The following is an 11,798-nucleotide window of genomic DNA, read 5'->3' as shown; positions in this document are numbered from 1 at the left end:
TTAAAGAACAGATTAACAGCTTTTAAGAATGGATTCCATGACACGTTGCTTATGGCTACTGCTTTGGGTGGTCGTTGCTCCCCAGCATCTGCAAGCCCAAAATTGGCAGAATCCCTATCAGGAAAGATTCAACAGGCAATATGCCGCAAAAAGTTATGAACAGGCCGAAACCGATCTGAAGAATGGCAAGCCTGTTACCATGTTATTTCTGAATGACTATGCCAAACCTTTGGGCGCACCGCTTGCGCAATTTGTGGATGTTGAGCAGGTATTTGTTCATATTTCAAGGTCAGATTCTGTAAGATTGGTCGCATTTTTTGAAGAACTGAGCCGATTACCTAAGTTGAAATATTTGAATATAGGAGGATATTTCGACAAATCGGGGAATATCCTAAAGATACCCGCTAATGTAGAAAAGCTGAAAGGTTTGGAAGGGCTTAGTCTTAAAATGGGAGGTGGGATTAATGCAAGTGCTGTCTGGACTGCGTTGCCTACGTTTAAGCACTTGGTCGCGCTGGACTTAGAATTACCCTCAAAGCAAATGGATCTGCCGGTGGCATTGCGAGAATGTAAAAATCTCAAATCACTCAAGATTTCATCGTTTGAAGGACAGTTGCCCGATTGGCTTGCCGAGCTCAAAACGCTTGAGTATATAACGCTCCAAGGAAAGTATCATGAGAATAAGGTACAACCCTTGTTTACTTACCCAAAGACTTTGTCTGAATTTGCCTCTTTAAAGGGGGTAGAAATCAGCAACTTTAGATTCAAAGGGTCTGATTTTAAAGATTTAAGTGATTCATTACAGCATCTTTCTGTAAATAGTTGTACACTTTCCGAGACCGATGAATTGATAAGCGCCTTGAATAGTTGTCCGCGATTAGAGTCGTTTTATTTGATAATGAGTACTTTACCTTCTTTTTCTGCGGCTACAACGATAGAACTACCCAACCTAAAAGAATTGATTTTTTGGAATTTATCCGAAGATTCATTGCGAAAAAATCCTCTTTCTGCAATGCCTGATTTTTCAAAATCCATTGGGTTGAAAGTGCTTCAACTTGAAAGAGTATTGGGAGGGTCTTTGCCGAAAGGGATAGAAAGAATGACTGAATTGGAAACGCTCAATCTGGCCGAAAATCGTCTCACCCAATTACCTGAGTTGGGCAAGCTGACCAAGCTTAGGTATCTTATCGTCAATAACAATCAACTGAAAGAGTTACCTAAAGAAATAGGAAAAGCGGTAAAGCTCAGAATGTTGAATGTGGAAAATAACCAATTGACCGAACTGCCGTCAGGGTTGGTTAATGCGGTTGAATTGGAGATGGCCTTTTTGGCAGACAACAACCTGATAAGGCTTCCTACGGAATTCTCAAAGTGCAAAAAACTAAAGGAGCTGAATGCAAGAGGGAATCAATTGACCGAATTACCCAAAAATATCGGCAGTTGGGTTAGCTTGCAAAATCTACAATTAAACAATAATGAATTGACCGAGCTGCCCAATTCCATCGGTCAATTGAAACGCCTCAGAGCGCTTGATGTTTCCCATAATCCACTGACCCAACTCCCTGAATCGTTGGGCGATTGCGACAGCCTCTCAATGCTAACGCTGTCGAATTGTCGTTTGGAAACCTTGCCTAATTCGCTGGGAAAATTGCAGCACCTAAATTTTCTGAACCTTGCCGACGCTGACGTCTTGTATTTTAATCGGAACATTAATAGCCGAACGTTGGACCAAGTGCCAGCCAAAAACCACAACCAACTTCGGTCGTTGCCAGCGTCCTTGGCCAATTGCCGTAAACTGGTCAGTCTTGATTTATCCCGTAATAAATATTGGGATGAAAAAGCCTTGTGGCCCGTGATTCAACAACTCCGTATGCCAAAGGGAACCGTTAACTTGACCGAGTGTAATTTGAGTGCTATACCAATGACGGGTTGGCTGGATACGCAGATACAAAACCTGCAACTGGTTAAAAATGAACTGACGCAATTCCCGACCGACTGGTATAAGGCCAAAGGAATCAACACCATAGTGTTGTTTGGAAATAAATTAACGCCGCCCGCCATGAATCAGGAATTTCGCTCATTTGAGGAGCGCTTACTGTTGGGCGATGAAATGGGGATAGATGTTCCCAAGCCCTTTCCCAAAACGAAGGAAATGGCGCGGGCGTACTTAAATCAGGCGGGAAAAAAGGTGAATATAGGTGATATTCAGTGCTTTGTGGAATACATGAAAGAAGTACAGCGGATAGATTCGACCGAAGGAAAATATGCCATCGAACTGTGGTCGCGGTTCTATTTTCATACCCATCAATACCGTCGCGCCATCGACAGCATAAATGTGGTTGTTGAGCGTTATTTTAAGTACGAGAAAGAACTTCAAAAATCCCTTGGGCAACAACAGCAACGTGGACTTCCTGTAGCACTTTATATAGATCTCAGAGGGCAATCCAAATGGAAACTGGGCGATTCGTTGGGGGCTATCAAAGATTACGAGCTGCTGGTGAACGACTACAAACTTTTTGCGCCCAATCTGTGGGGCCGTCTCGGGGTATGGTACAAGCGCTATCGCCCTACGGCTGGTAAAAGCGGCGCGGCGTTTGATAAAGCGCTTAACATGTATGAAGCCGTCCGCAATCCACCTCCGATGGTACAACTCAGCGCGGCCGAAGTGTATTTGATGAATGAACAACCAGATAAAGCCTACGAATATCTATTTGGGCTGGACCGGACAAAATTCAGATCTGAAGAAAACCGTTTGGCAGATTATCTGCTGTTGGCAGCGCAAGTTGCCCAAAAACAGGCTGGTGAAGAGGAAGTGGAAACCTTTGAGAAACGCTTGAGAACAGAAAAAATAAAAATACAGGGTTGGAGTTATCAACTCTTTGAAGAAGCATTGGAAAGTTTGGACTATCCTACCGAGCAAAAAGCCCTTATTCGTCGTCTAACGGCTTCGCTGAAAGCGCAAAGTGTTTTGGTGGATTGATTTAAATTTCACTTCTCTCCCTTCCGAAATCCGTATGGGCAGTGCCGACAGCCGTTTTTGCAGCAATAGCCGCGTTTGAGGTGATAGGCCGCCGTAAACACTAAAAAACCGTTGGGGTCGGTATAATAGTCCTCTTCTTCTAAGCCGTGGCGCTTAAAAGCGTTTTTTTTGTGAGTAAGTGAGGAACGCTGATTGCTCAAAGCAATGATTGTATTTGGTATAATGGGGGATAAACAGCAAATGATGCAGAATTGTTTTATGTCTTGTTTGATTATTGTCTTTTATTGGCAATATTGAATCTAATAATCATTTGATTATTAGATAATTGACCGATAAATAAAATATAAAAACAGTTTGTTTTTTAGGTTAATTTTATGCCAAACAACTCTTTGGAACGCAGCCATACCCAGGTTACAATAACCATCGTAAGCCCGCCACCGATTAAAACGGAAGGAACCGTTCCGAAGACTTTGGCCGCTACGCCCGATTCAAATGCCCCTATTTCGTTGGAAGAACTGATGAAAACGCTGTTGACCGAAAGCACGCGTCCGCGCATGTGGTCGGGTGGAACCACCTGCAAAATTGTCTGACGAATCACCACGCTGATGGCGTCAAATGCGCCCGTTAGGAAGAGCATAAACACCGACAGCCAGAAATTGGTGGAAATGGCAAACACCAACGTGGCAACCCCAAAACCAGCTACGGCAATGAGCATGTTGCGCCAAGCATTGCGGGTGGGAGTGTAGTAGGCCGTGGCAAAAATGGTCAGTACGGCCCCCACCGAAGGCGCGGCCCGCATAATGCCAAGTCCTTCGGCACCTACTTTCAAAATATCTTCGGCAAAAACGGGTAAAATGGCAATCACCCCGCCAAAAAGTACCGCCGCCAAATCGAGCGAGGTGGCGTAAAATAGAATCTTTTTTTCGTACACAAACTTGATGCCTTCTTTGATGCTTTGCCACACGTTTACTTCGGGGCCTGCCACTTCAGGAATGGGTTTCTTCTTGATTAATGCTAATAAGATTTGACTGACGACAAATAACCCCACCACTACCCACAGCGTATTGGTCAAGCCAATGTACGCGTACAAAAATCCCGCAATGCCTGGCCCTGCGATGGCGCCCGTTTGCCAAAACGTACTGCTCCAAGTGGCCGCGTTGGAATATACCTCACGCGGGGTCAAAAAAGCCTTCATGGAAGAAGAGGCGGGAGAATAAAATCCTTTGGCAAAGCCAATGGCGGCCAAAATTCCGTAGACGGTCAGGAGCAAAGACGTGGTTGAGTACTCAGCACGGTGCGCTGGATACATCACCCAAATCAACGCCAAAGAGCAGCAAAGTATCACGCTTTGGCTGATTTGCATGATGGTACGCTTGTCTTTGCGGTCGGCGTAATGCCCTCCAAATAAGGCAATTGAGATGTAAGGGAGCGCTTCGGCCAAACCGATAAAACCCAGCGAAAGCGGGTCGTGGGTGAGTTTATAGAGTTCGTAGCCAATGACTACCTCCTGAATCATGATGGCCGCGGTAATCATGCTGTTGGCTGAAATCAATCGGACAAACTCGGGATACCGCAACGCGGCATAGGGATCGTTGGTGGAAGTTTTCAAAGTGTTCTAAACTATGTGCGCTGTGTCACGGTGGTTGCATAGAATTTAACCCCATTCATTTAGAGAAAGTTGCCTTTATGACCTTAAATTGACAGAAGAATTTCGGATAATCAATTTGGTGTCGAGCGTATGAGTCACAGTATGAGGCGATTCCATTTGTTCTAGCAACAGCCGTGCTGCCTGTCGTCCCATTTCCCAAACGGGTTGCTCCACGGTGGTAAGTGTTGGTTCAATGATGGCCGAAATGGGGTCATTGCTAAAACCTACAATGCCCAGTTCTTGCGGAATTTTGACCCCTCGACTCTTGGCTACGAGCATAATTTCGATGGCGGTGGGGTCATTGATGGCAAATATCGCGTCGGGCGGTTGAGGTAAACTCAGTAGATAATTGGCGTAAATACGGGCTTTTTCTTCCGACAAATCATAATGGATAATGAGCTCATTTTCTACGGGAAAACCGTGTTTTTGTAAGGCATCCAAATATCCCTGCATCCTTAATCGACTGACCAGCAACGAAACTGGCCCAGCCAAGTGCGCAATGCGCCGGTAGCCTTGTTCAATCAAATGTTCTACTGCTTGAAAAGCCCCGTTATAATCGTCGACGATGACTTGGGGTGTATCCAATTCAGGACAAACGCGGTTAAAAAATACCAATGGCACCTCCTTCCTCAGTACGGCTCTAAAATGATCGAAGTTATTGGTTTGCGCTGTCACCGAAACCAACAATCCGTCGACGCGGCTGCTCATCAGGGCTTTGACGTTGGCTACTTCGGTTTCGTACGATTCGTCCGATTGGCAAATCATAACGTTATACCCCGCTTTTGACAGTATTTCCTGTGCCCCCATGATGATGGTAGGAAAGAAATAATGCCGGAACTCAGGCACCAAAATACCGATGATGTTGGTCCGGCTTTTCAGCAGTGCATTGGCCAGCGGATTGGGTTGGTACTCCAATTGTTGTGCCAAATCCAAGATCATTTTGCGGGTGCCAGCGTGAATATCAGTATGCCCGCGTAAGGCGCGTGAGACAGTAGACTTTGAAATTCCCAACTGATTGGCAATGTCCATGATGGTTACCTGATGGTGGCGCTTGTTGTCGGAAGGATTATGCGGCTCGGGTAACGTAAAATGATAATTACACGACTTGCAAAAGTACCGTTGTTTTCCCCTGACGATACCCGACTTTTGGACAAATTCAATCTGTTGGCATTTGGTGCATTTGATCATAACAATGGTACTGTTTTTTTAAAAAGCTATCGGGGTATCAATGAGGATGGATGTAATTGGAGCAGTGAGAAAACGTTGTCGATTTTGTTCTATTATAGTAAAGATATCTCCTTAAAATCTGCCGGATTGGTAGTCCTGTGTGGTTGAAGTTCATGGATGCAGAGGCAATTTAAGGTAAAGTACTCATTTGAGCCCGAAACTCCTTTGGCGTAATTCGGTGTATTTTCCTGAACGAACGGTTGAAATAGGAAATGTTGCTGTAACCACTCTCGAAAGCCACCTGCGTAATCGGTAAATCAGTCTGCTGCAAAAGCTGACAGGCAAAGCCAATTCTTACCTCATTGATAAAATCCGAAAAAGTACGGTGAGTAAGCATCTTAAAAAAACGACAAAAGGAGTGAAGTTGCAGGCCTGCTACTGAAGCCGCTTTTTCTAAGGTAATTTCTGCCCGAAAATTTTGTTGGATAAAATCCATTAATTGTGCCACCCGTCCCTTAGCGTCGTTGGAATAAGCCGACAATATGGAGGCACCGTTTAACCACACCAGCTCTTCGGGATCTAACAACAAGTCGAGAATTTGAATAAAAGAAGCCAATAGGGGCACATTCTTTTGGTGAATCATATTTTGCAGAAGGTTTGTCATTACCTCTTTTTTTGTCCCTACAATACTAAGCCCCCTTGTGGATTGTTGAAAGAACGATTTCAGTGATTGTGTGTCTACAAAAAATTTTAAATGGTCTACGATCTTAACGGGGTTTATATAGAGAGTTAGTGATACATCCGGGTTATCAGTATCATTGGGTTTGGGTTTTGAATACCAAACATGGGGTACCCGTGGCCCTACGAAAGTCAAATCTCCTGCTTCAAAATGTTCGATAGAGCCACCGATGATGCGAGTTCCTGCACCGGATCGGATATACACCAACTGGCATTCATCGTGAAAATGAAAATCCGTAGCAAAGGCCGGGCGTATGATTTCTTTTGCCACAAAAAGAGTTTGAGAAGTAGCAAAATCGGGCAAAAGTGCGAAAGTAGGTTTCATGTTTTTGAGACAATTATCAATTATGCAAATATAGTACATAAACATATCAACCTATTGTAGGCTTTTTCGCTCTTCAAGGCATTGTTTTGCGGTTATATTATGCATAATATAACTATTAAATATTTTTTTTATACTATGCAAAGAATAATACCTGTACAAAATTAACCTGCATTAACCTTATCCAATCCATGAAATGTCTTTACCGGTTCAATTCTAAGCCAGATGGGTGCTTATACACCACGGTCGGCGATTCAAATAGCACGCTGAGAGGTACTGCTAAATCCGCAAGTACAAAAACGTTACTCCTGTTAGTCAGCCTTTGGCTGTCGTTAGGAGGTCAAGGGTTATTTGCCCAAAATCGCCCAGTTTCAGGTACCGTATTTGACTCAGGAGGTGCACCTTTGCCGGGAGCCAGTGTCCAGATAAAGGGTACTGCCACAGGAACAATAACAGACGTAAATGGAAAATACAACGTTCAGTCTTCCAGTGGGTCTACGTTGGTATTTAGCTATATTGGTTACATCGCACAAGAGGTATTGGTGGGCAGTAAAACTACCATTGATGTAAATTTAGTGCCGGCGGCTGAGTCACTTTCTGAGGTGGTTGTGGTGGGCTACGGTGTTCAGCAAAAAGCCAATTTGTCGGGCTCGGTCTCGACGGTATCAGGCAAAGAACTCACGGAGCGGCCAGTACCCAACGTGCAAAACCTTTTGCAAGGTAGGATTGCGGGCTTGGATATTATTCAGTCCACAGGAGAGCCGGGTCGGGATGACGCTTCGTACCAATTAAGAGGATTTGGTTCATTTGGCGCTTCAAACTCTCCCTTGATTCTGGTCGATGGGATCATTGCCTCTATTAAGAATCTTTCCCCGCAAGACATTGAGAGTGTTACGGTATTGAAAGATGCGGCCTCGGCCTCTATCTACGGTGCTCGTGCGGCGAATGGAGTGGTTTTGATTACGACCAAAAAAGGGAAAGCAGGCAAATCAGAAATAGAATATGCTGCAAGCTACGGGATAAGTGAAGCCACCAGAGTGCCTGAACTCATTACTAATTCTCCCATGTACATGGAAATGTACAACTCGGCCAGAGCCCGAAGCGGTCAGGCCCCGCTTTATACACAGGCACAAATTGATTTGTATAAAAGTAATCCCAATAGTGATAAATACCCCAATTTCAATTGGTTGGACTATGTACTGGACAAAGGTCCTATCCAAAATCAACATTTGGGATTCAGCGGAGGCAATGAAAAAACCTTATACAACATCTCATTCAACTATTTGAATCAGGATGCCATTACGAAAGGCTACAAATACAAGCGTTACAACGGGCTGATTGACTTTTCGAGTCAGGTGCATAAAAGAGTTAGAGTAGGTACCAATATTAACCTTTCCTTTCAGGATGCGAAAGCACCGTGGCTTACCAACGACAACCTGCTTTTATTGGCCTATGCCACTGCACCCACGTACGCTCCCTTTTTGCCCGATGGCAGCGGAAGAGTCACCAACCGAGATTTTGCAAGCAACGGAGGAGTCAACCGAAGTGTAGAAGAAGTATATGCGACGGGCGGTCAATTTACAAAGACCTATAACGTGAATGCTCAAGCATACGCCGAAGTTGAGATTTTGAAAGGGTTGAAATGGCTAAACAAAGCTGGGTTTACTTTCTTTAATGACCAATACAAAAACCGACAGTTTGGCTCACCATCGTACGCTTATCAGCCGGATGCAGCGGGCAACTATGTGCAGGTAGCCAATGGAAATCCAACCTTTTTTGGACTCCAACAAAACGAAAGCCGTAACATCACCAAGACCTATTTCAGTACCTTAAATTACACAAAACAAATTGGAACGGATCATAATTTAGGGGTTTTGGCTGGCTATGAGCAGCAAAATAATTTTACAGAAAACATACTGGGCAATCGGTTTGACTTTCCAAATACAAGCATCATGGTGCTAGATGGCAGCGGGGCGGTCAATCAGGCCACCGGCGGAGGAGCATCGGAATGGGCCTTACAATCATTCTTTGGACGGGCCAATTATGACTACAAAGGCAAGTATTTTCTGGAGGGCAATATTCGCCGCGATGGCTCCTCACGCGTTGCGCCCGATTATCGCTTTGGAATATTCGGTGGAGGCTCCGCCGCGTGGAGAATATCGGAAGAAGGGTTCATCAAAAATTCGCTGTCTTGGGTGGATAATCTAAAATTGAGAGCTTCGTATGGTACACTGGGTAACCAGGAAATCGGAAACTACCCATATCAGGATGTTTTAAGCCTTACGGCGTATCCGTTTAGCGGACTTAGTTCTGGTGCGGCCGTTACGCGATTGGTAACCAAAGATTTGAAATGGGAAAAGACGTCGATGCTGGATTTTGGTCTGGACATTGATATTTTTAAAGGGCTCTTTGGCGCTACGATCGACTGGTACAAGCGCAACACCACCGATATTCTTTCTCAACGTGCCGATTTGCCCAATAGTGTAGGTTTGGCCGCTCCTATTGTCAATGCCGGAGCCATGGAAAACAAAGGATTTGAAGTTGAGCTTAGACACAGAAAACGTTTCGGCGATTTCAACTACGGTGCCAGTGTACTTTTTCACAGATACAGAAATAAAGTAACCAAAATCCTCGCTCCAACCTTAGGAACCATCGAAGTAGGTCAACCTTACAACAATTTCTTTATTTATGAATGGATAGGCGTGTTTCAAAGTCAGGAAGAAATCAATAATTCTCCTAAGCAACCCAACTCAGGAACGCTCAAGCCCGGTGATTTGAAAATAAGGGATATAGATGGCAACGGTACCGTAGGACCAGAAGATCGAATTCGCGTAAGTCGATTCCCCAATTATAACTATTCTTTTAATCTCAATGCAGGTTGGAAAGGGTTTAGCGTAAGCGCGTTTTTTCAGGGCGTACAGGGAATCAATACGCAGGTATCGGGTTGGGGCTACGAACCCTTCCAGCAAGGTTCGGCACCTCCAGTTAAATTCCTCAATGCGTGGTCGCCTACCAATCCAAGCAATACAGTACCGGCTACTTACCTGACGGGTTATGCGGGGGTATCGGGCTATAGTTCTACTTATTTTATTCAGGATGCGTCGTATTTGCGCTTAAAGAACCTTTACCTCTCTTATACCCTTAATGAGCAAATTTTAAGTAAAATTAAATCAAAGGGCTTAACCGTTTATCTATCAGGCGATAACCTGATCACTTGGACGAAATACGAAGGAAATGACCCCGAACGCGCCGGCTCTGGTAGATTTGCCCAATTCCCACAGTTGAAAATCTATACCGCTGGCCTAAGCATTAAATTCTAAAACAGGAGTCAAATTCACTTTCACTAAACTGTTACAAAAATGAAATTCAAAAATAAATACATAGCTTCTGCATTGCTGGCAATAATGGTTGTAACTACCCATACTTCCTGCGATAAAGACTTCTTGGATAAAAATCCGCTTAATGCTATTTCAGGTCCTACTTTCTGGAAAACAGAAACGGATGTGCAAATGTCGCTTACTGCCGTATATCGAACATTGCAAAATAACTTTTACGGTGCCCGTAAGCCTTTTTTAGATGCCTATTCTGACAATGCCTTAGACCGACATACTTTTTTTGGTTTTGGAAATTACACCATTGGGGTTATCAATCCTTCCAATGTCAATACTGCCTTATACAATGTACCCTATTCGGGAATTGCTCAGTGTAATTATTTTCTGGACAACATTGATGGCGTAGCCGCAGTATCTCAGGCCAATAAAGATGCTTACAAGGCTGATGTACGTTTTATTCGGGCCATGTATTATTTTGACTTGGTACAGTTCTTTGGCGATGTAGTGGTCTATAAAACGGCCCCCAAAACCGCCGAAGAAGCCAAAATTGCCAAAACCCCCAAAGCCGATGTACTGGCCTTTGTGATTGAAGAATTGGATTTTGCCATCTCAAAATTACCGGCTACCGCTTACTCAGGTCGTGCGGTGAAGGCAGCGGCCCAAATGGTAAAAGCCCGGGTAAGGATGTATCAACAAAACTGGGCAGATGCGGCGGCGATTACCAAAGATATTATTGATTCTGGCAAATTTTCAATCTACCAGGGAGGATACGCCAATCTTTTTCTAACGACAACCCAGCAGAATAACCCAGAAATCATTTTTTCTACCAAATTTCTTGCTCCCAACAATCCACAAGGAGGAGAAGGTATGCTCGTAGAGCTTGGTTGGTACGGAGCCATTGCCCCCTATCGTAACCTCGTAGATGACTATGAAATGGCAAATGGCAAACCAATTACCGAGGCTGGCTCGGGCTATGATGCCGCCAATCCCTATGAAAACAGAGACCCAAGGCTAAAAATGACCATTTTAGTGCCGGGTGATTCATACAAAAACCCAGATGGCTCTACATTTGCTGTTACAGATCCATTGCTTACTGGTTTTAATCAAAAGAAGTACATGGATACTTCTAAATTGCCCTGGGATCGGTCTAAAATTACGGTTACCGACATGAACGTGGTACATACACGCTATGCCGAAGTGCTGTTGGCTTATGCCGAGGCTAAAAATGAAGTTTCGGGACCGGATGCCACTATTTATGACGCCATTGATAAAATACGGACCCGTACTGGCGTAAACCTCCCTCCTATGGACAGAACCAAATACAATTCCAAAGACTTGCTAAGGGAATTTATCCGTCACGAAAGACGCATTGAACTGGCTTTGGAAGGACATCGCTATTTTGACCTGAAACGTTGGGGCGTAATGGCGGCAAAATTAGCTAATGTCAAAAATCCTGCGGGCGTAACACTATCTTTTGGCGAAAAAAATAATGTGCTTCCTTTTCCCCAAAACGAATTGGATAGAAACAAGAGCTTGGTACAGAATGCTGGCTATTAACAGCGTGTACGCTAGTTGAAATGAGCGTTGGTGTTTCTGATTTTTGGAAGAAAC

7 protein-coding genes are annotated in these 11,798 nt (G+C 44.3%); 3 read left to right on the top strand and 4 right to left on the bottom strand.

Annotated elements, in window-relative coordinates; all coding sequences use genetic code 11:
- Nucleotides 1–37: 37 nt before the first annotated feature.
- Nucleotides 38–2,980 (top strand): leucine-rich repeat domain-containing protein, encoded by a 2,943-nt coding sequence (locus DR864_RS12775; RefSeq protein ID WP_162793771.1) that lies wholly within the window; start codon nt 38–40, stop codon nt 2,978–2,980.
- A gap of 8 nt (nt 2,981–2,988) precedes the next feature.
- Here DR864_RS12775 and DR864_RS12770 read toward each other — a convergent pair whose 3' ends face one another.
- The 4 genes from DR864_RS12770 to DR864_RS12755 form a co-directional block, all read right to left on the bottom strand.
- A complete protein-coding gene (locus DR864_RS12770) occupies nt 2,989–3,180 on the bottom strand; it encodes a C1orf53 family protein (protein ID WP_114067349.1) in 192 nt (63 codons plus the stop codon).
- 161 nt (nt 3,181–3,341) lie between these two features.
- Nucleotides 3,342–4,589: an MFS transporter gene (locus DR864_RS12765; RefSeq protein WP_114067348.1), complete on the bottom strand. Its 1,248-nt coding sequence runs from the start codon at nt 4,587–4,589 to the stop codon at nt 3,342–3,344.
- A 75-nt stretch (nt 4,590–4,664) separates the two neighbouring features.
- Entirely contained in the window at nt 4,665–5,816 is a 1,152-nt protein-coding gene (locus DR864_RS12760) for a LacI family DNA-binding transcriptional regulator (RefSeq protein ID WP_114067347.1), read from the bottom strand.
- Nucleotides 5,817–5,985: 169 nt separating this feature from the next.
- The gene (locus DR864_RS12755; protein WP_114067346.1) at nt 5,986–6,858 is read right to left on the bottom strand and encodes an AraC family transcriptional regulator; all 873 of its coding nucleotides are present in this window, start codon (nt 6,856–6,858) and stop codon (nt 5,986–5,988) included.
- A gap of 188 nt (nt 6,859–7,046) precedes the next feature.
- On the opposite strand from DR864_RS12755, the gene DR864_RS12750 reads away from it, so the two are divergent.
- Both DR864_RS12750 and DR864_RS12745 read left to right on the top strand, forming a co-directional pair.
- Nucleotides 7,047–10,175, top strand: a complete 3,129-nt coding sequence (locus tag DR864_RS12750; protein ID WP_114067345.1) for a SusC/RagA family TonB-linked outer membrane protein — start codon at nt 7,047–7,049, stop codon at nt 10,173–10,175.
- Between the two features lie 39 nt (nt 10,176–10,214).
- Nucleotides 10,215–11,744, top strand: a complete 1,530-nt coding sequence (locus DR864_RS12745; protein WP_114067344.1) for a RagB/SusD family nutrient uptake outer membrane protein — start codon at nt 10,215–10,217, stop codon at nt 11,742–11,744.
- The last annotated feature ends 54 nt before the right edge of the window (nt 11,745–11,798 follow it).

The organism is Runella rosea (assembly GCF_003325355.1).
Classification (GTDB): domain Bacteria; phylum Bacteroidota; class Bacteroidia; order Cytophagales; family Spirosomataceae; genus Runella; species Runella rosea.
Note: the sequence above shows the minus strand (reverse complement) of the source record. Positions and strands in the feature narration are given on the sequence as shown.